The sequence below is a fragment of the Rhizobium freirei PRF 81 genome (assembly GCF_000359745.1).
In the GTDB taxonomy this organism is placed as follows: Bacteria; Pseudomonadota; Alphaproteobacteria; order Rhizobiales; family Rhizobiaceae; genus Rhizobium; species Rhizobium freirei.
Map to the genome: position 1 here is coordinate 53,791 of NZ_AQHN01000054.1, position 23,596 is coordinate 77,386.

Genomic DNA, 23,596 nt, shown 5'->3' on the forward strand with positions numbered 1-23,596 from the left:
CCATTATCAACTTAAGATAGTGATTTTTCGCATGGTATTCACTGCAAATGAGCTTGTCCGCAACGAAGATTTTCTATCTGCTATATTGCAGAGCGCGCATGAGCTTATGGCCATATACAGCGAGAATCCCCGCATAGCTTCCATTATGGCAGCGCAGCAGAGATGGCTTATGGCACATGCAGGTTTTTCGCTGTCGCTCGGCTATCCCGGCGAACCAACGCCCGGGCTTTACAGTAGCCGGTTCATCGATTTTGCCGTGAAGCACGGCATCGCCAGCCGCAATACGGCCGCAGCCTTCCTGAAGGAGATGCTGGCCTACAAGTTCATTCAGCCGGTGGAGCACAGTCCGGATCGCCGCATCACCTTGCTGGAGCCGACACCATTCACGCGCGACTATATGATGCGCTGGATCCACACCCATCTCATCGTACTCGATACGCTCGACGGTGGAAGCCGCATGGCAACGATCGCCCTTGACCCGGAAGCGACCTGGCGCATGCATCCCATCATCGCCAAGCGTATCATGGATAGCGCCGTTCTTCGCAATCCAGGGATGACCTACAGCCTGTTCAACTGGGCGACATCGGGCAGCGTTGTCATGGATTACCTCATCTCCCGTATAACCTCGATCGACTTTAGCGCGGACAAGGTGCTGATCGGTCGTGTTTCCATGAAGGTGATGCAGGATCAGTTCATGATTTCCAGAACGCATCTGAAGCGCCTGTTCAAGCGAGCCACCGAATTCGGCAGCGTCGGATGGGTTGGCGCGCCGGGTAAGAGCAGCTTCTGGCTGTCTCACACCTTCGTCTCCGAATACTGGAAGTATCAAGCCGAGAAATACGCGATCATTGATGCCGTGAGCTATATCGTGCTCAGCGCCTCTGAAGGAAGCAATGCGAGGTCGGGCGCTGCGGCTCTCGGGTTGATTACCGGCTGAGAAGCTGTGCTGACGTGTATTTAACGAGGATTCGAGCGGTCACTCGCTCGGCAAGGCGAGTATTGATGCTGGCCTCGCAGATACGCAGCGCGCACGAACTATGTCCCTCCCTCCATCGTGACCAACTCGAATCACCAATTGGCTTATGCCGGGAGCGAGGCCGAATGATACGATTGAAATTAAAAATAAATACTCTCTTTAATTGTATAAATCATAGCGGGCACATCGCCTGAACCTTAATCATAAGTTTCAGAAATTTCATTTATATGCCAGCATACGCTGAATAAATACGGCTTTTACTGCGACGCAGCATCCCTTAATACTCTAACAGCAAATGATGCCGCCCCTGCCTCATTGCCCGAATCAATAACATATGATTAGTTTCTTATATTCCGATGTTTCAGAGAACACGGTTAGGGGATGGCGAATGCAGAGAGTGCTGTGCGGTACCCTTCTCTTGGGTGCCGCTATGATCATAGCAGAACCGCCCGCCATGGCAGCCGTTGTGAACGGCAACATGACGGTCAGCATCACCATTCAGGCGCAGTGCCTGATCCAGACCAGTGGCAATCTTAATTTCGGCACCAACGGCGTCATCAGTGCCAATATTGATCAGACGAGTACCATCGGCGTTCAGTGTACAACGGGACAAACCTATAATGTGGGCCTGAGCGCCGGCGCGGGGACCGGCGCGACGGTGAATGTGCGCCTCATGACTGGACCTGGGGCGGCGACGATCAGCTACGGCCTCTACCAGGATTCCGCACGCAGCCAGGTCTGGGGGCCAACGATCGGCACCGACACCGAGACAGGCACGGGTAACGGCAACGTCCAGAACCTCACGGTTTATGGGCGGGTTCCGCCGCAGACGACCCCTGCCCCTGGCACCTATACCGACACCGTGGCGATCACCGTCACCTACTAGAGCAATTCCAGCAAAAGTGCGCAGCGGTTTTGCGCCGGGAATTGTGTGTAAACAAGAGTTAAAGCATTTCCGTCACTCCGTTTAAAACGGAAATGCTCTGGAAAACCTTACGCACAGGAGGCTGCCATGCAACGCATGTTGCCACGCATTGCCATGACCATGCTTTTGTTTTTGAGTACCTACGGCGTGAATGCAGCATCGCTGCGCGTGGCTCCCACCAGCCTGGAGCTCATTGCGCCATCCGGCACTGCTGTCCTCAATCTCGCCAATGACGGGGATCATCCCATCAATGTCCAGGTGCGCATCTTCAAATGGAGCCAAGCGGGTGGCGTAGAGCGGCTCGAGCCGACGAGAGATGTCGTTGCCAGCCCCCCTTCGGCGAAGATGAGTCCGAACGGCCAATATGTCGTTCGGGTCGTGCGCACGAGCAAGGCTCCGGTGAAAACGGAGGAGACATACCGCGCCATCGTCGACGAGCTGCCGGATCCGAAGCTTGCGCGGTCCGGAACCGTAACGCTGATCATGCGCCATTCCATTCCCATCTTTTTCAAAAGAGCAGATATCAAACCGGCCGAGGTCTCCTGGAACCTCAGCAAGCAAGGCAACGGCCTGCTTTTGACCGGCAGGAACAACGGCGGCGGTCGCTTCCGGCTGTCGAACCTCACGCTAACTCAGGGATCCGCGAAAATCGCCAGCCGCAGCGGCTTGGTCGGATACGTCCTCGGCGGAGCGACGATGCAATGGCCGATTGCCACGGCAAAATATCCCGCGGGCGGCACAATTACCTTGCAAGGCCAGAGCGATCTTGGGCCGTTCAATGCAAACGTCGTCGTCGCGAAAAACTAGAGCCGGCACCGTTTTTGTAAGCATATTTCTCTCGGTTTCGGCACTGCGTGCTCAGGAAGTTCCCGATCTGCCAGCCGCTGGTGCCACCGCCGACCAGCCTGCAGGCACGCGCGACGTCTACCTTGAAGTATTCATCAACAACGTCTCGACGAAAATGATCGGCAATTTCAGACAGCACCCCAACGGCTCGCTTGCAGCAACCGCCGAAGAGCTGCGCGAGGTCGGCATAAAACCCCCGGTAGGCAAGGAGGGCGACAAGCTCATTGAACTCGGTGCCCTGCCGGGCCTCTCATATCAAGTCGATGATCCGACCCAGCGGGTCTACGTTCAGGCAAATGACAAAGAACGTGCGCCTCATGTCATCAACGTCAGGCAACAGGAAGAGGGTAAGGACCAGACACCCCAGGCCGGCTATGGCGCCGTGCTCAACTATTCTCTCTACGCAAGCTCCAATAGCCTTTTCAAAAATGACTCCAGCCTATTCCAGGGGATATCCGGATCGTTCGATGCCCGGCTTTTCAGTCCCTACGGCACGCTCAGCCAATCTTTCATCGCCGGATATTCCAACGGCAGCCTCGACGGCGTGACCCGCCTCAATACGACCTGGAGCTATTCCGATACGAAAAATCTGATCACCTATCGCGCCGGCGATCTGACGACCGGCGGTCTTTCATGGACGCGGCCGGTTTATTTCGGCGGCATTCAATTCCAGCGCAATTTCTCTCTGCGCTCGGATCTGGTAACCCAGCCCCTTCCGGCATTCGCCGGAAGCGCCGCAGTCCCCTCGACGCTCGAGATCTATACTCAGAATGTCAGAACCTATTCTGGCGACGTCCCCGCAGGGCCGTTCGAAGTGACCAATCTGCCTGTCTTTTCAGGCGGCGGACAAGCAACCGTCGTGCTGCGCGACAGCCTTGGGCGGGAGACGACCCAGACATTGCCGTTCTATTCCTCTAACCGGCTTCTGCGGCGCGGCCTCCTGGACTTCTCCGCTGAACTTGGCGTTCCTCGCCGAAATTTCGGAACAGAATCAGACGATTATGACAATCGCATTATGGGCGTTGCCACTGCTCGCTATGGCTTGACCGATTGGCTGACGCTGGAAGGCCATGTCGAAGGCGGAACGGACCTATTGAACGGCGGTGCAGGCGCCGCCTTCCCGTTGGGTGCCTGGGGCGTGGCCTCGGTTGCGGCTGCCGCAAGCAAGAGCGGAGAGCGGTCCGGCGCGCTCGTCAATGCCTCGCTCGAACTGAACCACGACAGATGGGCCCTCTATGCGCGCATGCAACGCGCCTTTGACGACTACGATGATATTGCCTCCGTATCCGCCAAACCGACGGCCAGCACTGCGGGCGAATTCACGATTTTTAGTACCGGCGTGCCGCGCGCCATCGACCAGCTCACTTTGAGCGTGCCGACACCGCTGGATCTTTCGAGCCTCAACCTTTCCTACACCAGGCTTGAAACCGCTGACGGCACGAAGAGCAATATCGCCAGCCTCTCTTACAGCCAGACCTTCAAGCACGCGACGCTTTATGCCACCGCTTTCACCGATCTCGACGAGCGGCGCAACTTCGGCGTCTTTGCCGGTCTCTCTATCCCGTTTGGGGGTAATATCACCGCGAACACGGGCGTTCAGAGCGGGCCTGACGGTCTCACCTTGGTTGCGGACGTTTCCAAGTCGCAACAGCAGGAGAATGGCAGCTTCGGTTGGCGGCTGCGCACATCCGAAGGTCAAGACACGAACCGGGAAGCGGCGATCAGCTACCGAGCGCCCTTCGGACAGGTCGAAGCCGGCGTCCAGCAGCAAGATCGGGACGCCCGCGCCACGGTTCGCATGGATGGCGCCATCGCGACGGCCGGCGGCGGAATCTTCGCGACGAATCATATCGACGATGCCTTTGCCGTCGTCGACGCCGGCGCCCCCGATGTCGAGGTCCAGCAGCAGAACAGGCCGGTTGGCAAAACCAACCAAAGCGGCCGTATCCTGGTGCCCAACCTCAATTCCTACGAGCCGAATACCGTCTCCATCGATCCCAAGAACCTTCCCGTTGATGCCGATGTACCGACGACGAAGGAAGTCGTCGTCCCCGCGGATCGCAGCGGTGTCGTAGTCAAATTCGGCGTGGCGGAGGCCCCGCAGGCGGCACTTGTGACGATCGGAGACACGAATGGCGCACCTCTGCCCGCCGGTCTCACCGGCAAATTGCGCGGATCGGATGAGGAGTTCGTTATCGGCTATGACGGTCAGGCCTATATACGGGGCCTGCACGAGCAAAACTCGGTCGAAGTATCGCTCGAAGATGGAAGCAAATGCCACGCCCAGTTCACCTACAAGGCAAAGCGTGGAGAGCAGGTCGCAATCGACAATGTGAGATGTTTCTGAGAGGAGGTTGAAAAAGTGTTTCGCTCCATTGCTTTTCTCCTCGTCGCGCTGCTGCCATCGCTGGCCTTTGCGCAGACTTGCAATTTCACCGTCACCAACATGAATTTCGGCGCCGTCGATACATTGTCGGGCAATCCCGTGACCTCGACCGCCACATTGAACATCAGCTGCACCGGTGGGCTCCTCGACGGCGGCAGGCGCATTCTCATCTGCCCGAACCTGGGAGCGGGCAGCGGCGGCGCTTCCTCGGCAACGGCCCGACAGATGGTGAGCGGAACCAATCCATTGAATTATCAGATTTATTCTGATTCCGGCCGAACCGTAGTCTGGGGATCGAGCACCTGGTCCTACCCGTCCCGGGCGCCTGCCTATGCCATGACCATGACCATACTCGGAGGCATTTTGAGCGCGGCGACCGGGAGCATGACGATGTACGGGTCGGTGCTGGGCTCTCAACCTACGGCAGCGACGGGGGCTTTCGCATCGAATTTCTCGACCACCGACACTTCGTTCTACTACAGCTACAGCAGCGCCACCACTTGCGACTCCCCTTCCGGTTCGGTGGGAACGGCTCCGTTCAGCGTCAGTGCCAGTGTCGCGGCCAATTGTCTGGTCAACATCCAGAACGTCAATTTCGGGACACAGGGTGTCTTGCACACCGATGTCGATGCGACGGGGTCGGTGACCGCGACCTGTACGCAAGGCACAACCTATACAATCTCGCTGAATGGCGGCAACGCGAGCGCTGCACCGACGGCGCGAAAAATGTCCAAGGGGACGGAGACTGTAACCTACGGCCTCTACAAGGATTCGAGCCGCTCGCAGCCCTGGGGCGACACCAATACACCGGGCAGCACAGTGGCCGGGACCGGCACGGGAACGGCTCAGCTTTTGACGGTCTATGGTCGCGTGCCACCCCAGACCACGCCCTCTCCGGGCAGCTATACCGACACAGTGGTCGTCACGCTTACCTACTGATCGAGATTGTGGCTAAGCGGCCGGCAATAGCGGTGCGGGATACGTTACTGCACCTTCGGGCAACGGGATGGGCTAATCCGTCACGCCGCATCCGCATCGTCTGCGCCATATGGCCGGTCTTCTTCCACCGGCATATCGGAGAAACAGACCATATTGCGACCGTTCCGCTTGGCTTGATAAAGCCGCCCGTCAGCAACGGCCGCCAGTTCCTCCCATTGCTCGGCTGCGCATTGCGCTCGCCAATCGACGCCGAAGCTGGCAGTGACCGTCAGCTCGTACGCTTCGCTGATAACAGCGTGCCCAAGGGTTTCACACAGCCGCTTTGCAGTGGTACGGGCCGATGTCTCGGTGACATCGACCAATACGATGACGAACTCCTCGCCGCCATAGCGCGCGAACAGATCCTGCGGGCGCAAATGAGGAGTCAAAATCTGCGCCGTTCTTTGAAGCACAAGGTCTCCGACGGCATGTCCATAGCGATCGTTGATCGACTTGAAATGGTCGATATCGAGCATGATGACGGCAATTCCGCCGAGATCGGCTCCGGGCGCAGTAAGCTCCCTCATGGCCTCGCCAAGTGCACGGCGGTTGAGAAGACCGGTCAGTGCATCCGTTTGCGAGAGGCGCCTCAGCTCCTCGGTCATCGACTTGCGCTCTATCTCCAGATGCCGCTTGAGGCGCTGCTGCTCCCGCAGCAGATCGAGCCGCTGAAACATCTCGCGCACCTCGCGCCCGGCGTGAGGCATCGATGGTGGCTGCGTGAGATTGCCGGCGGCGATATCGTCGATCTGCCGCATGGCGACAAGCATCGGCCGGAAAAGCGATCGTCCAAGCACGTAAGCCAATCCGAGCATCACCGATATTGCCGTACCGGCCAGCAGGGTCGAGATCAGCATGATGGCGAAAGCCTTCTCCCGCATTTTCTCCAGGGAGGTCAGCGCGCCGTTCTCAATCTGCTCGCGCAGCGTCTCGGTTGACCTCATGCCTGGAACGTATTTCGCGCTGAATTCGACCGGTGTCGGCGGGTTGCCGGCATTGAGTTCAAAAACCACCCGTTGCGCGTAGGGCAATGAGCCGGCGAAGTAGTTTACCGTCACTTGATCCAGTAGCTGGGCGACGTCTTTGGATTGGAGGGCGTCAGGCGCGTAGGTTCTCAGAAGTGCATTCACCTCGAGAAGCCGGTTCAATTCGCCTTCAAATGCGACGCGATAGTGCCAGCGCGCTTGCCCCTGGGAGGTCAGCATCATCACGACATAGGATCCCACCCTGCCGGCACGCTCCCTCAGTGTTCCGGCCAGAGAGGTTAATATGACCTCAGCACTCGTTTCGGGCGCCTGAGCAATGATCGATCGTCCAGCCACGTCGCGATAATCCTGGGCGCGATCCGCAGCGCGGAACATCGCCTGGATGGCTTCGGCAATTCTTGCTCCATTTCGCTCGCTGTACGGCAATGCCGCGACTGCGTCCACGGCACTTCTGCCAGCCTCCAACTGAGCTCTGACGGCCAGGAATGCGTTGCGCATCTCCGGCGACGCGTCGATCTCTGTCCGAAAGAGCGTCTCTATGGCAGCGACATCCCGGTCGGTTTCTTCCCGGCTCTTCTTCAGGGCTGCCGCGAACGGCGGCTGTTGCTCTTCCGGAGCACTCATGAGGCTATTTGCCGGCCCCCGCTCCCGTGAGATCGCGGCCGCCGCATGCAACGCGACATGGAATCGATCGAATTCCGTCACGCCTCGCTTGTAATTGATGTAATCCGACAGGCTGAAGGCAATTGTCGAGCCGGCCATCATCAAGCAAACCATGATAACAGCTATGGCTCCGATCCACTGCAGCTGTTGAATTCTAAGCCGCGACAAGAAATGCACTCCACAAACAATCAGCTGATCTAAATTACACCAGATTAGGTGGAATCTTCACTTAACGAACAGGCTTAAATATTTCTCACGGTCGAACGACCAAGCCGCAGTGATCGCTGGCACTCAGGACAGGCTTTCACCGGAGGTGAGCGCAGACGTCGCCCACGCCGCTTCGCGCAGCAAACAGATGCCATTGTTATGCCGATCGAAGGCCATAGGCAGGAAAAGTGCCGGAATTACGTCGTCAGTCGCGGCTTTCTTGCCAGGTTTGGCTCGCCGTGAAACCTGGAGCGCGATCTGCGCCCTGCATCAAACATCGTGCGAGAAAGCCTAGTTCTCCACAAAAACCGCGGGCATAAGGTTGGCGCGGGCCGAATAATGCGGCTGTCCGACAGCATGAGAGATCACCAGCGCGTAGAAGAGGACCGTACCGAGCAGAATGGCAATGCCGTGCAACGGAAGGCCCTTCTTGGGTGCATCGCCCAATGCCTTAAGCTTCGGCGAATTGGCATGGGAGTGCCTTGGCGCCTCCATCTTCGTGAAGGGCAGCAGCAGCTCCTTTTCCATGCGAGCCTGCTCGTCAAGTCGCTTATTATGCCTCGTCGTGGGCCTAAACGGGATGATATCGCCCATTTTTCACGCGGTCCCTTTTACCACTCGCAGCTATTGGCCATTCTCTTGGTTAGGATCGGCATCGATGTAGTCAACGCGAACCACGACCTTTTCCGGCCGTTGCTCGCCATGCCGGACAATCACGGTCACGATGCAGCGGTTGTCGCGTGGCCTGACGGACAGCAGGCGCCCTTTTGTCTTCGATAAAACCTGATCGGCAGCATTCGAGCAATCCTGGATCTTGCCGGTGACTGGAACAACCTGGCCCTGCCCTGCCAGTGCCGAGCCCGCAACCGAGATTCCGACGAGTGCTGCTAAAATCCTGATCATGGACGCAGCATACTCCAAGAGGCGCGCGCAGGCGACCTCGCTCCGCAAGAATACCAGCCTATTTGCGTCATCTTTTCGTTGGGTGTCACCAACTCACAAAGGATGAAAGGCGGCGCATTGGCGAACGACACCGGTTGCACGCTGCGGTAGACTTTCTAAGCAGACTCATGGAGGAAAATGCCGCGAAACTGCTCTGTGCTGGAAGAGCGGCGCAGCTGGTGGCGTAATATCGAATGTTTTTGCTGCAAGAGGCATGATGCTTATTCTGGAAACCTCCCGGCTCATTCTCCGACCCTGGCAGGATCGGGACCGCGCGCCGTTCGCCGCCATCAACGCCGATGCCAAGGTGCGGCGATATTATTACCCGAGTTTGCTGACGGCGACGGAAACGGATAAGCTGATCGACGAGGCCAATGAACGATTGATGCAGGACGGGTTTGGATTCCTTGCCGTCGAGCGCAAAGCCGACGGTGTGCTGATTGGGGGCGCAGGTCTGTCGCGTCCCGGACCGGAAGTTCCAGGCAGTTTCCCACTTGAGATCGGCTGGATTCTCGGTCAGGCCCATTGGCGGCAAGGCTATGCCACAGAAGCCAGCCATCGTTGTCTCGATTTCGCGTGGCAGCAATTTGGTGCCGAATGCGTGATTGGCTACACGTCGAGCGTCAACCTGCCATCCCGGCAGGTAATGGAAAAGATCGGCATGGCGCGTGTGGAAAATGGCGACTTTGACGACGTCACCGTGCCGCCGGGGCATATCTTGCGACCGCATGCACTCTACCGCGTCGATAGACCGGGGCAATAGACCTCGGAAACGCTGAGGAACGGGATCGCGGCCTTGCGCCATCGGCACATTCACGCGAAAACGCGCATATGAGTATCCCGACAGTCCATCCATTCGCCTTCGATCCCACCTATGGCATGAAGCTCGAACAGCTCCGCGCTATCGAACCGCCGGAAGCGCCCGACGGCTTCGACGAGTTCTGGCAGAAGCGCTACAGGGCTGCCATCTCAGTCGATCCACAGCCCAGGCTCCGTCACAGCGAGCTGCGCCACGATAACTGGCAAGTCTTCGATATCGGCTACACATCGACCGGATCGTTTCCAATCAACGGCTGGCTTCTTATTCCCCGCAAGGGGCAGGTACGGCGGGGACTGGTCGTCGGGCATGGCTATGGCGGCAGAGACCAACCCGATTTTGATCTGCCGCTGGAAGAGACGGCAGTACTGTTTCCCTGTTCCCGCGGCCTGTCGCTCAGCGGCTGTCGGCAAATTCCAGCGGATGCTTCGGACCACGTCATTTGCGGCATAGAGAGCCGCGACACCTACGTCATCGGCGGCTGCGTCGAAGATCTCTGGCTCGCGGTATCAACCCTGGAGACCCTCTATCCGTGGATCGCCGGTCGCATCGGCTATAGCGGCATCAGTTTCGGCGGCGGCATTGGCGCTCTGGCAATTCCCTTCGACGCCCGCATCGACCGTGGCTATCTCGTGGTCCCGACATTCGGCCATCGGCAGCTTTGGCTGACGTTGCCAACCGTGGGCAGCGCCCAATCCGTGCAGATCTATCAGGAGAAACACGGCAGCGTGCTCGAAACCCTGCGCTTTTTCGATGCCGCGATCGCAGCAAGCCGCATCAAGGTGCCGATGCTCATTGCGCCCGCCCTTTTCGATCCCGCCGTGGCGCCGCCCTGCCAGTTCGCCGTCGCAAATGCGACGCAGAAATTTAACGAAATCTTCATCCTGGACGCCGGCCATTTCGAATACGATGCTATGGATAGGCAGAACGCAATTCTGCGAGACAAGGTGGGGCGTTTTTTCAAGGTGCTATGAACCGCGAATATCTGCGCTGGTACAGCCCGAGGCTGGAACGAGACATGGAGCTTCTGGTGTTCGGCCATGCCGGCGCCAAAGTGCTGATGTTTCCGACGAGAGACGGGCGGTTCTGGCAATATGAGCAGATCGGCATCGTCGCCAGCCTCGCGGAAAAATTGAACGCCGGACATCTTCAGCTCTACTGCATTGAAGGGCTCGCCGGGGAAACCTTTTATGGTGCCGGCCGGCATCCGTCAGAGCGCATTCGCCGCCACAGAGCTTTCGAGGAATATATCCTGAATGAGGTCCTGCCGCTGATGGCGCAGAAGAACGATCATGAATGCACGATCGTCCACGGCTGCAGCCTTGGGGCCTTCCAGGCCGCCAGCCTGGTGTTCCGCCACCCTCACCTCTTTCGCAAGCTCGTCGCCTTCTCGGGCCGCTACGATCTGACGATGCAGGTCGAATCCTTCACCGATCTGTTCGACGGCTATTACGACGACGACATCTATTTCCATACGCCGACCCATTTCCTGCCGGGACTGGCCTGCGAATTGCAATTGGACAAGCTGAGGCAGGTCGATATCGTGCTGACGATCGGCGACGCCGACCCATTCGTCGACAACAACAGGTATTTGAGCCGGCTGCTTGCCGACAAGCAGATCAGCCATCATTTGCATGTCTGGGACGGGCGTGCGCACAGGGCCGGCGCATGGCGCAGAATGGCCCCTCTCTATATTTGAGCTACCCAAAGCTTGAGCGGCGCCGGGCCGCGAGCGAGATTAGACCAGACCGAGCGGAACGGGCCTGATCGCCTTGCGCGCGCCATAGTCGCGCTCGTGGGATTTGCGATGCTGCTGTTCATAGCTCGTTGAGAAGTCGATCAGCATGCGCTCGACCATACCGTCCGGATAGGTTCCGGTATCATCGGTCTCCACTTCCGACTGCGCGGTGACGATCTTCAAATTCATCTCTAATCCTCCGGCCTGGCTCGGAAACTTTCGAATCCATGTTCCGTTCCATCAATATCAGCGGAATTGTTAAAAAATTAACTACGTCCGTTAATCTGCTCGGGTGCCGCGATTGCGGATCGCCTGCGGGGCGACGACGTGACGAGGGCTTGTGAACGCGGCTCCGCCGGCACCAAATCTGGAAATGGCGTGGGCCGCCATATCTCGCCAGACGTTAACGTCGAAGCTGCCTCGGCGAGCAGCCTTCTTCCGCCAATTTGTCGGCTCATTGCCCGGACGACCGGACGCTGTCCGCTGCGCTGTCGTCTTCGGAACTCGCCGGAGGCTCCCAGCCAAAGACGCTGCGGCCACCGTAGGAGAAGGATCTGTCGAACTCGCCGGCAACGATTTCCTTGAGATCGGGGCCTGTGACGTAGCGCTCCAAAATGCGTGACTGGTCGTCCAGCCGCTTCAGCGCCGCCAGCTCCTCATCGCGGCCGAGGCGTCCCTTCCGGACGGCCGATTTCATCACGTTGATGGTCTCGTCATAGACCTTCAACGGCACAGGAAAGGGATGACGATCCTTGCCTCCATGAGCCAGCGAAAAGCGCGCAGGATCGGAAAAGCGGCAGGGCGCGCCGTGCACGACCTCGGCGACCATCGCCAGTGCCTTCACCGTACGCGCGCCGACGCCGGGCGTGAGAAGCAACTCTTCGAAATCCAGCGGGCCGCGGTCCGCTGCCGCCGCGAGATTTCCATGCAGGCGGCGCATGTTCACATCCTCCTCGCGCACATCATGGTGCGCGGGCATGATGAGATATGGCAACATCGGTTGTGCACCCTGTTCGCGAACGACTGGAGCCTCGCCACTCAGCGCCTTGAATTCACGAATGATTTTATCAGGCCCCAACGACGCGAGTAAATCCAGCTGGCCATTGCGGGAACGCTTGGCCCGCCGATCGGCAAGATTGATGATCTCGCCCTGCTCCCGTCCCTCAATCGCCGCATGAGGCGAATTCAGAAAACCGGTTAAACCCTCGGAAAGCCAGTGATATCGCCTGGCCTGCCGCCGCTCGCCGTTCATGCCCTGCTGGATAACAACCCATTTGCCGTCATCCGCCACGATGAAGCCGTGCAGGTAGAGATCGAACCCGTCTTGCACTGCGGCGCTGTCCACCTTGGCGATCAGCCGGCTTGTGCTGGCAAGCGATGCCCCGTCGATGCCGACCCGATCGCCTATATGGAGCAATTCGTCAGGGGTCTTGCGCGACTGTGCGCCGCGCCCGCCGCAAACATGGATGCCAAGCTCGCCGGAAAGCGGCGTGAGGCCGCGCTTCAATGCTCCGAGCACGCTTGTCGTGATGCCGGAGGAATGCCAGTCCATGCCCATGACGGCACCGAAGGACTGGAACCAGAAGGGATTGGCCAGCCGACGAAACAGCTCGTCGCGCCCGTAGTGCTGCACGATGGCCTCGGTGATCACGGCGCCCAGCCTTGTCATCCGGTCGCCGAGCCACCGCGGCACGCGGCCGCCATGCAACGGAAGGTCAGCTTTGCCAGCTCTTTGCGCCAATATCGTCACTCTTTATCTTCAGTGACCGCATTGTAGTACCGGCGACTGATTTGCGCCATCCGCTCCGTCTTCGTCAACCATACGCTACGGAACAGCCAAGGATCAGACGCGATTGCGCAGCAGATAGGAACGCATGGCCGCAATGCCTTCATCGATATTGGCGCGGCCGAAACCTATGCGGAAACGGTCGGCCGGTGTCTCGCTCAGATCCGATCGATAGAGGCTGGCGGGCAGCAATAGCACGCCTGCCTGCTCGACCAGTTCCCGCGCAAAGGTTTCGACACCGTCCGAGCCTTTGTAACGCGGATAGCAGACGCAACCGCCATCGGGCGTGTACCAATCGAAAAGATGGTCGAACTCGGCAAACAGCGATTTCAGCTTTGTCAGATTGGAGGCGATCAGCCGGTTGTTGCGATCCAATATCCTGTCGGCATTGAGCAAGGCGATCTTGGCCAGGCTTTCGCTCGGACCGGCATTGCAGATGGAGAGATAGTGCTTCATCCGCTCCATCTGCGAAAGCAGGCCGTGGTCGCGGCAGGCGATCCAGCCGATGCGCAGCCCCGGCAACCCATAGGCCTTTGACATGACGCCCAGCGATACGCCGCGCTCATAGACATCAGCGGCGGCCGGCAACATGGCCTGACCTTCGACGGTAAGACCCCGATAGACCTCGTCGCTGAAGAGCCAGATGCCATGCTGTCGGCAAAGATTGACCAATGCGTCGAATCTCTCCCTTTCCAGGACCTTTCCGGTGGGATTATGGGGAAAATTGATCGATATCAGCTTCGTATTGGGCCGGATGGCTGCGCTGACGGCATCGATATCAAGCGACCAGCCGTCCTGCGGATCGAGAGCCACGGCAGAGACGTCGCAGATGCTCAGCGGTATCGTTTCGGACGATTGGTAATTGGGCGTCACGACGATCGCGTGGTCGCCCCCTTCGAGAAGCGCATGCATGGCGATGTAGATGCCCTCTTCCGCGCCCGCGAAGCAGAGAATGTCCGCCCGCTGTATCTGCTGATAAAGACCGGCGATGATATCGCGCAGCTCCGGAGAGCCGAAGGTCTCGGTATATCCCAACCACAGGTTCTCATGGGCTTGCCGCTGCTCCGGCGTTGCCATGTCGAGCAATTCCGCCATAGTCATGCTCTGCGCGTCAGATGCGGTCATATGATAGCGTGCGCTGAACTCCCATTTCGAGAAATAGGTTTCGAGCTTGAAATCTGGCAGGACCGGCATGGGTTGTTTCTCCGAAAATGATCAGCACATCCGCGCCGACGCTTATTGGCTCGAAACTAGTGGTGCATTGACAATTTGTCAAATATATACTTAATGTAAATAGCGCAGACGGAAAGAAGCGATGCCGAGAGAGATTGACCCGATTAGCGAAGCACCACCTTGCCAAGACGGCATGCCACAATTCATTCCCGTCGCCGAAGCCATCGCGATCCTGCTCAAGCCGCATGCCGAAGTCGTCATTCACGACCTGAGAACCCAGACGATCGCTTATATCGCCAACAATATCTCAAGGCGTGACGTCGGCGGCTCGTCGCTTGCCGATTTGAAGGATATCGGATTGCTTGGCGCCGATGTCGTCGGACCCTATCGCAAGACAAATTTCGATGGGCGGCAGCTCAAGTCGATCACCGCGGTGCTGCGGAATGGGGCTGGCGAACCATACGGGCTGCTGTGCATCAATTTCGATATTGCGCCGATCGAGGCCGCTCGCGACGCGCTGAACCTGCTGGCAGCCTTTCAAGGCGCCGGGGCGCAGCCATCCGCGCTTTTCAACGCCGATTGGCAGGAAACCGTTAACGCCGCAATCGCTGATTTCCTCGGCGAACGAGGGCTGGCGGCCTCAGCGCTTGCCAAGGAAGATCACGCAGACCTCGTCGGGCGGCTGGAGCAGGAAGGCTATTTTTCGATCCGCAATCTGGTCCCCTATCTCGCGCGCGTGCTCGGCATTTCGCGAGCAACCGTCTACAAGCATCTGCGAGAAGCCCGGCAAAAGAAGCTGCAGGCGACCGAAAACTAGACACGAGACCGGCGACGCAGGAACGCTGCAGCTTTAGCGCTTCAACTCGCGTTCGAATTTTTCGATCTGCTGCAGGACCCAGGGGTCATCGGCCGAATATTGAATCGTCTCGCGCTCCCGCCGCAGTTGACGGCGGCGACGAATCCAGTCGACGAAGGCGAGAAATAATCGCATGCGAATATCCAAATTCTTTAAGTATCTGCGAGGCCCGACGACCGGATCGGAAAGCCGCCTGGAAGCCGGGCCTCGACGACCGCAAGGCGTTGCGGCAATTGCCTTTTTGCCTCCACCTAAATGAACGGTAGCTGAACACGGATGCACGCCAGGATGGTTTTGGCGATCATGCTCCTGCACCTCTCGGAAGAATTTTCCACATATGCGATCATGCAGCGACCCGAAGACATTGAGCCGAGAGATGCAACCGGTGAGCAAGCCCGAAAACGCGCCGAGCTTTTTTATGCGAGCGTACCGTAATCGCGCAAACTGACCTAGCCGGAATGAACAGTCGCGACTAAACCACGCCGCGTCGCTTCCGATTTCCCCGGAGCGGCACAAGCTTAGCCTCGCCTGCGCGAGGCTTTTTTCTTTTCTGGACGCAGTCTGTCATCGACGCGGCTCGCCGCCGGGCGCATAGACCGTATCCTGTTCGAACCGGAAGACGGCTCCGCAGCGGCACTTCATCATATGCTTGCGCGGATCGGGCGACTGCCGCTCCGTGGAAAAGCCGCGGGGCATGTCGTCGATCTTGAAGTCGCGACCGGATGTGCGGCGGTCATCGGTTTCCGAAACCTCGGCAAAACCCGTGTGCCCGCATTTCGCGCATTCCAGTTTCCGTGAATATCGATCTCGCGCAGCCATTCTTTTCCAATCCGGGACTCATATTGCGCTCCTTTTATCAGCGCAGCCGGTGCTCTTGAAGACTAAGGGCAAGCTCACCCTCCTCCTTCCGGCCCCCGAAATTGCCGGCGGCAAGATATCGACCACAGAAAAATCGTATCTTTTGCAAAAAGAGATTGACCTGATGGCAGATGTCAGACCAATTTAATATCCATGACCAAGACCATGCTAACGCCCCTTCCTTCCATCGACCGCACGCAGCAAGTCATCGAGGCGCTGTCGAGCTTCATCGAGTCGTCCAAGCTGCAGGCAGGCGACCGGCTGCCGACGGAACGCGAACTGATGACGGCGCTTTCCGTCGGACGTTCGACGATCCGCGAAGTGATCACCTATTTCCAGGCGTTGGGGGTCATGGAATCGCGAAAAGGCAGCGGCACCTTCCTGCTGAAGCCGGTTTCCAAGGCGACCATCCATATGCCGCTTTCGCTCGATCCGTCGCATTTGCGCGACGCGCTGCTGCAGACGCTGGAGGTCCGGCGCGGCATCGAATGCGAGGCCGGCATGGTAGCGGCAAGGAAGCGCACCGACGAAGATATCGTCATTATCGAGCAGAAGCTCAACGAGATGGAACGCGTCCACGTCGCCAACGGCACGGCCGGACCGGAGGACCTCGCCTTTCACTTGGCGGTCTACGACGCCACGCACAATCCGCTGTTCAAGCAACTTCTCGAGCAGATGCGCGAAACCTTCGAACGCTTCTGGTCCCATCCTTTCGCGCGGCAGGACTTCGCACGCCGATCCTTTCCCTTTCACCGAACCCTGTTCAACGCGATCGTCGACCAGGATCCCGAAGCGGCGCGCGCTGAAACGCTAAAAATTCTCGACGTGGTCGAGGAAGATATCAAGGAAATGTCCAAATGACTGACGGGCTAGAGCCGTTCGAACTTGCATCCCTCATCACAGCCCATGACGACGGCAATTTCGCCGAAGCCGTGGTGCCGCCGATCTTCCAGACATCGCTGTTCACCTTCTCCAGCTATGACGAGATGATCGCCTCCTATCGCGGCGAGAAGGTGCGGCCCATCTATACGCGCGGCCTCAACCCGACGGTGCGCATGTTCGAGGAAATGCTGGCAAAGCTCGAAGGCGCGGAGGACGCGCTCGGTTTCGCCAGCGGCATGGCGGCGATCTCGTCGGCCGTTCTGAGCTTTGTCGAGCCGGGCGACCGGATCGTTGCGGTCAAGCATGTCTATCCCGATGCCTTCCGCCTCTTCGGCACCGTTCTGAAGCGGATGAAGGTCGAGGTGACCTATGTCGACGGTCGCGACGAGGAAGCCGTCGCCAAGGCGCTTCCTGGCGCCAAGGTCTTCTACATGGAAAGCCCGACGAGCTGGGTCATGGAAGCGCACGACGTCGGTGCCCTGGCCGCGCTCGCCAAGCAGCATGGCGTCGTCTCGATGATCGACAACAGCTGGGCCACCCCCTATTTCCAGCAGCCGCTGAAGCTCGGCGTCGATCTCGTCATCCATTCCGCCTCCAAATATCTCGGTGGTCATAGCGATGTGGTCGCCGGCATCGTTGCAGGCTCGAAGGAGATGATCGCGCGGCTGAAGGCCGAGGCCTATCCCTATCTCGGCGGCAAGCTTTCGCCCTTCGACGCATGGCTTCTGATCCGCGGTCTGCGCACCTTGCCGATCCGCATGAAGGTGCATGAGGCTGCGGCGATGACGATCGCAAAGCGACTGCAGGAGCTCGACGTCGTCGAGCAGGTCTGCCATCCGGGCCTCGCCAATCGCCTGCCCGCAGGCCTGAACGGAACCTCGGGTCTGTTTTCCTTCATCTTCCGCGAAGGTGTGGATGTCCGCGCCTTCGCCGACCGCCTCACGCTCTTCAAACTGGGTGTGAGCTGGGGTGGACATGAAAGCCTGATCGTGCCCGGCGAAGTCGTGCTGCAGCAGAAGGCTCAGCCGAATTCCGCCCACACATTCGGCATCAACGCGCGCTCCGTGCGTCTCCATATCGGCCTCGAAGGAACCGAGGCCCTGTGGAAGGAACTCGAGGAGGCAATCGCCGCCGCCTCGTGAATTAAGCAACCTGTGAGGAAAACCTAAAAGGGGAACAACATGAAAAGACTGATAACCGCAGCACTCTTTACCGCCATGATGGCGGGCACAGCCTTTGCCGGTACGACTTTGAAGCTCGTGGAAGTGATCACGAGCCCAGAGCGCACCGAGACGCTCAAGTCGATCGTCGCAAAGTTCGAAGCCGCCAATCCAGGCACCAAGGTCGACATCATCTCCCTGCCCTGGAACGAAGCCTTCCAGAAATTCGCCACCATGGTTTCGGCCGGCGACACGCCGGACGTCATGGAAATGCCCGACACCTGGCTCTCGCTTTACGGCAATAACGGCATGCTCGAAAGCCTGGAGCCGTATCTGGCGAAATGGGAGCATACCAAGGAACTGACGCCGCGGGCACTGCAGCTCGGCCGCGACGTGAAGAATACGGCCTACATGCTGCCTTATGGCTTCTATCTGCGCGCCATGTTCTACAACAAGAAAATCCTCAAGGACGCCGGCGTCGCGGCGCCGCCGAAGACGATGGACGAGTTCGTCAAGGCATCCGAAGCCATCTCCAAGCTGCCGGGCAAATACGGCTACTGCATGCGCGGCGGTCCGGGCGGTCTCAACGGCTGGATGATCTTCGCCGCCTCCATGGCCGGCGACAACAAGTACTTCAAGGATGACGGCACCTCGACGATGAACAGCGCCGGCTGGGCCAAGGGCATCGAATGGATGGTCGATCTCTACAAGAAGGGCTACGCGCCGAAGGATAGCGTCAACTGGGGCTTCAACGAAGTCGTCGCCGGTTTCTATTCCGGCACCTGCGCCTTCCTCGACCAGGATCCGGATGCTTTGATCGCCGTCGCCGAGCGCATGAACAAGGACGATTTCGGCGTGGCACCGCTGCCCAAAGGCCCGGATGGCAAATCCTTCCCGACCATCGGTTACGGCGGTTGGTCGATGTTCTCCAGCAGCCAGAACAAGGATCTCTCCTGGAAGCTGATCGAAACGCTTGAGGGACCGGAAGGCAACCTCGTCTGGAACAAGAAGATCGGCGCGCTGCCGGCCTATACCGCGGCCGAAAAGGACCCCTTCTACGCCGGCGATCAGTTCAAGGGCTGGTTCCAGGAATTGGCCGACAAGGACACCGTCCCCACCGTCATGCCGACCTATCTTGAGGAATTCGCCTTCTTCAAGGATTCACTCGCCATCAAGACCTCGCAGCAGGCGATGCTCGGCGATATCTCCGCGAAGGACCTTGCCGCCCAGTGGGCGGACTATCTGACCAAGGCGCAGCAGAAATTCCTCGCCAAGAAATAATCCGCATGTTCGGCGGCGGAGCAATCCGCCGCCATTCCTGCCACTGAAACAGACGGCGTCCGAACGCCGCGAACGGGAACTCTTGCAGATGACTTCGATCGCCGACACGCTCGACGGGCGGCACGACCGCAGACCGTGGCTGAAGCGCCTCGCCGACGCCTCGGAACCCTATCTCTATAGCGCGCCTGCCCTTATCCTCATCATCGCTGTGATGCTGGTGCCGCTGGCGATCGGCGTTTCCTATGCCTTTCGCGATATTCAATTGCTCAATCCATTTTCCGGCGGCTTCATCGGCCTCCAGCACTTCCGCGACCTTGCGAAAGATGGCGCCTTTTACTGGGCTTTGAAGAACACGCTGTGGTGGACCGGTGCTTCGGTCGCGCTGCAATTCATTTTTGGGCTCATCCTGGCTCTTTTGTTGGACAAGCCCTTTGCTGGCCGGTCGATCGTGCAGGCTTTGGTGTTCCTGCCCTGGGCGGTTCCCTCTTTCCTCGCGGGGCTCAACTGGTCCTGGCTGTTCAACCCGGTCATCGGCCCGATCCCGCATTGGCTTTACGCTCTCGGCCTGATGAGCGAGCCGACCAATATCCTGTCCGATCCGCAATATGCGATGTGGGGACCGATCGTCGCCAATGTCTGGTGGGGCATTCCCTTCTTTGCGATCACGCTTTTGGCCGCACTCCAGGCGATCCCGCGCGATCTCTATGAGGCCGCTTCGATCGACGGCGCCGGCTGGTTCGAACGCTTCCGCTCGATCACGCTTCCCTTCCTTGCGCCGACGATCGCCATCACGGTGCTCCTGCGCACAGTCTGGGTGTCCAACTTCGCCGATCTGATCATCGTCATGACGGGCGGCGGCCCCGCGGACCGCACGCAGATCGTCGCCAGCTACATCTTCACGCAGGCCTTCAGGCGGCTGGATTTCGGCTATGCCTCGGCCATCGCCCTGGTTCTGCTGGTGCTGCTACTTGCCTATTCCATGTTGATCATCCTGCTGCGGCAGACCCTGCTGAAGGATTGAGCCATGAGACGATCCATCATCCCCACCATTGCACATCGGCTGGCGATCCTCTGCTATGTCGTCTTCGCGCTCTTTCCGCTCTTCTGGCTGCTCAAGGTCTCGGTGACGCCGAATGACCTGCTCTATACGGAAGGCGTGCGCATGTGGCCGTCGCGCACGACCTGGGAACACTACTCCTTCGTGCTGCAGCACAGCGACTTTCCGACCTTCTTCAAGAACAGCCTGATCGTCTCCGCCTCGACGGCGATTACGGTCACCATCTGCGCTTCGCTGTCGGGCTATGCGCTCTCGCGCTTCACCTTCCGCGCCAAATACTGGATCGTGGCGCTGATGCTGCTGACGCAGATGTTCCCGCTGGTCATGCTCGTCGCGCCGATCTTCAAGATCCTGACGCCGCTGCACCTGACGAACAGCCTGACCGGCCTCGTCATCGTCTACACGGCCTTCAACGTGCCCTTCGCCACTTTCCTGATGCAGTCCTTCTTCGACGGCATTCCGAAGGATCTGGAAGAGGCGGCCATGATCGACGGCGCAACGCAGTTTACCGCGTTCAGGCAGATCATCCTGCCGCTCACCCTGCCCGGCATCGCGGCGACGCTCGGCTTCGTTTTCACCGCGGCATGGAGCGAGCTGCTCTTCGCGCTGATGCTCATAAACGGCAATCAGGCTGCGACCTTCCCGGTCGGGCTTCTCACCTTCGTCTCGAAATTCTCCGTGGACTTCGGGCAGATGATGGCGGCGGGCGTCATGGCGCTCATTCCGGCAGCCCTCTTCTTCCTGCTCATCCAACGTTATCTCGTGCAGGGTCTCACGGCCGGCGCGGTCAAGGGTTAGTCAAATGGCATCGATCGATATTCAGAACGTCAAGAAAGCCTACGGCCACGTGCAGGTGCTGCACGACATCGACCTTCGCATCAAGGATGGCGAGTTCGTCGTTCTCGTTGGTCCCTCCGGATGCGGCAAGTCCACCTTGCTCAGGATGATTGCCGGCCTCGAAGACATCAGCGGCGGCGAAATCCGCATCGAGAAGAAGCGCGTCAACGAGTTGCATCCGAAGGATCGCGACATCGCCATGGTGTTCCAGTCTTATGCGCTCTATCCGCATATGAATGTGGCCGGCAACATGAGCTACAGCCTGCGGCTTCGGAAGATGGCGAAGGAAAGCATTGCCAAGGCCGTCGCGAACGCGGCAGCCAAGCTCGGCCTCGATCCGCTGCTCGAACGCCGGCCGAAGGCGCTCTCCGGCGGCCAGCGTCAGCGCGTCGCCATGGGCCGCGCCATCGTACGCCAGCCGAAGGCCTTCCTCTTCGACGAGCCGCTTTCGAACCTCGACGCCCGCTTGCGCGAGCAGATGCGCGCCGAAATCAAGAAGTTGCACGGCGATCTTAAAGCAACGTCGATCTATGTCACCCACGACCAGATCGAGGCCATGACGCTGGCGGACCGCATCGTCGCCATGCATGGCGGCGTGGTGCAGCAGGTCGGCAGCCCACTCGAACTTTACGACCATCCCGCCAATCTCTTCGTGGCCGGCTTCATCGGCTCGCCCGGCATGAACTTCCTCGAAGCGATCTATGAGGGAAATGGCGTCAAGCTCAAGGACGGCACTCTCGTGCCGCTTTTGAAGCCGTTGAAACTGACGGCGGGGACAAAGGTGACGCTCGGCATTCGTCCGGAGCATGTCGTGCTATCGTCCAATCCGTCCGACATGGCTGCCAATGTCGAACTCATCGAACCAACCGGCTTCGGCATCATCCTGCATCTTTCGCTGCATGGCTTGCCCTTCAAGGTGTTCACGCTGGATCGCAGCGCACTGAGTGCCGGCAAGCAGGTCAATGTCGCATTCCCGGCGCAGCACCTGCATGTCTTCGATGAGGAAGGAAAAAGGGCGGCGTAAGCGCCGTCCTTTATATCACAGCACCTTGCGCGGTTAGTGAACCGATGGAACCTTGGCGCGCGTATTTGCCGGCCTTCACTGTCGCAGAAGTTTCATTCTGATGCGACACTATGAACTCCTCTTTAGCTCCGGGAGGATGTCATGCCGCTCAACAATTACGCCGTGCTCAAAGGCAGACCCATCAACAATCGCTTGGCAACCGGCTCGAGCCCGCATTACCAGGTGCTGGTCTCGGAAAACGGAACATTGTACCGCATTGCGATCAATGTGCGCTCGCAGGATGGAAGCGAGGTCGAATTCCTCGTGCGCTCGCGCTTCGAACATCCGATCACGGCGCAGTTGGCGGAGCTGCCGGAGGGATTGCATCCGACCCCGAGCCAGCCCGGCGGAGTGGCGCTCGATTTCATCCGTGGCAACCTCATGCAGCCCTGGGAACTGAAGCCGCTTCCGATTTCCGCCGCAGGCCCGGACAATGATCTCAACGAAAAGATCGATAGCTACATTCAACGCGCCATGTCGGACGAATTGGCGATGATCTATGCTTTCGGCGAGACCTGGGGACCTGAGAGCGATAAGGCAGACCAATATTTCGGCTTCAAGCCCGGTCGCGGCATTCATGACATCCATTTCAACCAAGGCAATCCGCCCGGCAAATATGCCTCTCAAAATGGCCCCTGGCAGGATGGCGGCCTGATACTGGAGTTTCCCCGCGAGAATCAATGGGTCGCAGTCTTCATGAAATTCCAGACGCAGGCATGGCATTCGGACGACACGGATGGCTCGGTCATCGTTCAACAGAATGAGGGTCATCCGAACCTGCCGCACGCGCCAATCGATCGCGATGCCATTCCCGCCTTCGACGTTCCGGATGGGCTGGTGCGCATCGTCGCAGCCTATGTCAACGACGTGAGAACGCCGGAGCGAGAGACCGTTACGCTGCTGAATACGGCCGATGTACCCGTCGATCTCACGGGATGGCAAATCAAGGACAAGCAGAAGAATACAATGACCTTGAGCGGTTCGATTGCTGCAGGCGCGACGGAGGTCATCGAAATCCGGCCGCCCGTCGCGCTATCCAACAAAGGCGGGATCATCACCCTGCTCAACGCACAGGGCCTCAAGGTTCACGGCGTCTCCTATACGAAGGAACAGGCCAGACAACCCGGACGGACCATCCCATTCCAGGGGTGAGAGTTTCGGCAGCAATAGAGGCCAATG

24 protein-coding genes are annotated in these 23,596 nt (G+C 58.9%); 16 read left to right on the top strand and 8 right to left on the bottom strand.

What is annotated here, in order from left to right; all coding sequences use genetic code 11:
* Positions 1-31: 31 nt before the first annotated feature.
* The 5 genes from RHSP_RS08970 to RHSP_RS08990 all read left to right on the top strand — a co-directional run bounded on the left by RHSP_RS08970 (position 32) and on the right by RHSP_RS08990 (position 6,072).
* Positions 32-937 carry a hypothetical protein gene (locus RHSP_RS08970; RefSeq protein ID WP_240535402.1) on the top strand — a complete coding sequence of 302 codons (906 nt, stop codon included), beginning with the start codon at positions 32-34 and terminating at the stop codon, positions 935-937.
* Between the two features lie 427 nt (positions 938-1,364).
* Positions 1,365-1,862 carry a Csu type fimbrial protein gene (locus RHSP_RS08975; RefSeq protein WP_004115148.1) on the top strand — a complete coding sequence of 166 codons (498 nt, stop codon included), beginning with the start codon at positions 1,365-1,367 and terminating at the stop codon, positions 1,860-1,862.
* A gap of 126 nt (positions 1,863-1,988) precedes the next feature.
* The gene (locus RHSP_RS08980; RefSeq protein ID WP_004115151.1) at positions 1,989-2,708 is read left to right on the top strand and encodes a fimbrial biogenesis chaperone; all 720 of its coding nucleotides are present in this window, start codon (positions 1,989-1,991) and stop codon (positions 2,706-2,708) included.
* A complete protein-coding gene (locus RHSP_RS08985) occupies positions 2,680-5,094 on the top strand; it encodes a fimbria/pilus outer membrane usher protein (protein WP_004115152.1) in 2,415 nt (804 codons plus the stop codon). The genes RHSP_RS08980 and RHSP_RS08985 overlap by 29 nt, the downstream gene beginning before the upstream one ends.
* A 15-nt stretch (positions 5,095-5,109) precedes the next feature.
* Positions 5,110-6,072 carry a Csu type fimbrial protein gene (locus RHSP_RS08990; RefSeq protein ID WP_004115154.1) on the top strand — a complete coding sequence of 321 codons (963 nt, stop codon included), beginning with the start codon at positions 5,110-5,112 and terminating at the stop codon, positions 6,070-6,072.
* 80 nt (positions 6,073-6,152) lie between these two features.
* Here RHSP_RS08990 and RHSP_RS08995 read toward each other — a convergent pair whose 3' ends face one another.
* From RHSP_RS08995 to RHSP_RS09005, 3 genes are all read right to left on the bottom strand, one after another.
* Positions 6,153-7,874, bottom strand: a complete 1,722-nt coding sequence (locus RHSP_RS08995) for a diguanylate cyclase (RefSeq protein ID WP_081615302.1) — start codon at positions 7,872-7,874, stop codon at positions 6,153-6,155.
* Between the two features lie 384 nt (positions 7,875-8,258).
* Positions 8,259-8,495 carry a hypothetical protein gene (locus RHSP_RS09000; protein WP_004115157.1) on the bottom strand — a complete coding sequence of 79 codons (237 nt, stop codon included), beginning with the start codon at positions 8,493-8,495 and terminating at the stop codon, positions 8,259-8,261.
* Positions 8,496-8,591: 96 nt separating this feature from the next.
* Entirely contained in the window at positions 8,592-8,870 is a 279-nt protein-coding gene (locus tag RHSP_RS09005) for a hypothetical protein (protein ID WP_004115159.1), read from the bottom strand.
* Positions 8,871-9,126: 256 nt separating this feature from the next.
* On the opposite strand from RHSP_RS09005, the gene RHSP_RS09010 reads away from it, so the two are divergent.
* The 3 genes from RHSP_RS09010 to RHSP_RS09020 all read left to right on the top strand — a co-directional run bounded on the left by RHSP_RS09010 (position 9,127) and on the right by RHSP_RS09020 (position 11,425).
* Positions 9,127-9,672, top strand: a complete 546-nt coding sequence (locus RHSP_RS09010; RefSeq protein ID WP_004115161.1) for a GNAT family N-acetyltransferase — start codon at positions 9,127-9,129, stop codon at positions 9,670-9,672.
* Between the two features lie 68 nt (positions 9,673-9,740).
* Positions 9,741-10,700 carry an acetylxylan esterase gene (locus RHSP_RS09015; RefSeq protein ID WP_004115164.1) on the top strand — a complete coding sequence of 320 codons (960 nt, stop codon included), beginning with the start codon at positions 9,741-9,743 and terminating at the stop codon, positions 10,698-10,700.
* On the top strand, positions 10,697-11,425 hold the full coding sequence (locus tag RHSP_RS09020) for an esterase family protein (RefSeq protein WP_004115167.1): 729 nt from the start codon (positions 10,697-10,699) through the stop codon (positions 11,423-11,425). The genes RHSP_RS09015 and RHSP_RS09020 overlap by 4 nt, the downstream gene beginning before the upstream one ends.
* A 39-nt stretch (positions 11,426-11,464) precedes the next feature.
* On the opposite strand, the gene RHSP_RS09025 is transcribed toward RHSP_RS09020, so the two are convergent.
* The 3 genes from RHSP_RS09025 to RHSP_RS09035 form a co-directional block, all read right to left on the bottom strand.
* Positions 11,465-11,653, bottom strand: coding sequence for a hypothetical protein (locus RHSP_RS09025; protein ID WP_037150750.1), 189 nt, complete (start codon positions 11,651-11,653; stop codon positions 11,465-11,467).
* Positions 11,654-11,918: 265 nt separating this feature from the next.
* Positions 11,919-13,205: a DUF763 domain-containing protein gene (locus RHSP_RS09030; RefSeq protein WP_037150911.1), complete on the bottom strand. Its 1,287-nt coding sequence runs from the start codon at positions 13,203-13,205 to the stop codon at positions 11,919-11,921.
* Between the two features lie 102 nt (positions 13,206-13,307).
* On the bottom strand, positions 13,308-14,444 hold the full coding sequence (locus RHSP_RS09035; protein ID WP_004115171.1) for an aminotransferase class I/II-fold pyridoxal phosphate-dependent enzyme: 1,137 nt from the start codon (positions 14,442-14,444) through the stop codon (positions 13,308-13,310).
* Positions 14,445-14,616: 172 nt separating this feature from the next.
* On the opposite strand from RHSP_RS09035, the gene RHSP_RS09040 reads away from it, so the two are divergent.
* A complete protein-coding gene (locus tag RHSP_RS09040; protein WP_037150922.1) occupies positions 14,617-15,240 on the top strand; it encodes a helix-turn-helix transcriptional regulator in 624 nt (207 codons plus the stop codon).
* 33 nt (positions 15,241-15,273) lie between these two features.
* Here the strand turns inward: RHSP_RS09040 and RHSP_RS35095 are convergent, their stop codons facing one another.
* A complete protein-coding gene (locus RHSP_RS35095) occupies positions 15,274-15,414 on the bottom strand; it encodes a hypothetical protein (protein WP_167332647.1) in 141 nt (46 codons plus the stop codon).
* 429 nt (positions 15,415-15,843) lie between these two features.
* Positions 15,844-16,098 carry a hypothetical protein gene (locus tag RHSP_RS36015; RefSeq protein ID WP_004115177.1) on the bottom strand — a complete coding sequence of 85 codons (255 nt, stop codon included), beginning with the start codon at positions 16,096-16,098 and terminating at the stop codon, positions 15,844-15,846.
* A 204-nt stretch (positions 16,099-16,302) separates the two neighbouring features.
* Between RHSP_RS36015 and RHSP_RS09050 the strand changes: the two genes are divergently transcribed.
* The 7 genes from RHSP_RS09050 (at position 16,303) to RHSP_RS09080 (ending at position 23,569) form a co-directional block, all read left to right on the top strand.
* On the top strand, positions 16,303-16,998 hold the full coding sequence (locus RHSP_RS09050; RefSeq protein WP_004115179.1) for a FadR/GntR family transcriptional regulator: 696 nt from the start codon (positions 16,303-16,305) through the stop codon (positions 16,996-16,998).
* The gene (locus RHSP_RS09055) at positions 16,995-18,161 is read left to right on the top strand and encodes a PLP-dependent transferase (RefSeq protein ID WP_037150752.1); all 1,167 of its coding nucleotides are present in this window, start codon (positions 16,995-16,997) and stop codon (positions 18,159-18,161) included. Before RHSP_RS09050 ends, RHSP_RS09055 begins: the two co-directional genes overlap by 4 nt.
* A gap of 39 nt (positions 18,162-18,200) precedes the next feature.
* On the top strand, positions 18,201-19,460 hold the full coding sequence (locus tag RHSP_RS09060; protein ID WP_004115185.1) for an ABC transporter substrate-binding protein: 1,260 nt from the start codon (positions 18,201-18,203) through the stop codon (positions 19,458-19,460).
* Between the two features lie 88 nt (positions 19,461-19,548).
* Positions 19,549-20,481 (top strand): carbohydrate ABC transporter permease, encoded by a 933-nt coding sequence (locus RHSP_RS09065; protein WP_004115187.1) that lies wholly within the window; start codon positions 19,549-19,551, stop codon positions 20,479-20,481.
* A 3-nt stretch (positions 20,482-20,484) separates the two neighbouring features.
* Complete coding sequence (locus RHSP_RS09070; protein ID WP_004115191.1) at positions 20,485-21,315, top strand: carbohydrate ABC transporter permease; 831 nt, start codon at positions 20,485-20,487, stop codon at positions 21,313-21,315.
* 4 nt (positions 21,316-21,319) lie between these two features.
* The gene (locus tag RHSP_RS09075) at positions 21,320-22,378 is read left to right on the top strand and encodes an ABC transporter ATP-binding protein (RefSeq protein WP_004115200.1); all 1,059 of its coding nucleotides are present in this window, start codon (positions 21,320-21,322) and stop codon (positions 22,376-22,378) included.
* Between the two features lie 141 nt (positions 22,379-22,519).
* Positions 22,520-23,569 (top strand): DUF2278 family protein, encoded by a 1,050-nt coding sequence (locus RHSP_RS09080; RefSeq protein ID WP_004115203.1) that lies wholly within the window; start codon positions 22,520-22,522, stop codon positions 23,567-23,569.
* Positions 23,570-23,596 lie beyond the last annotated feature (27 nt).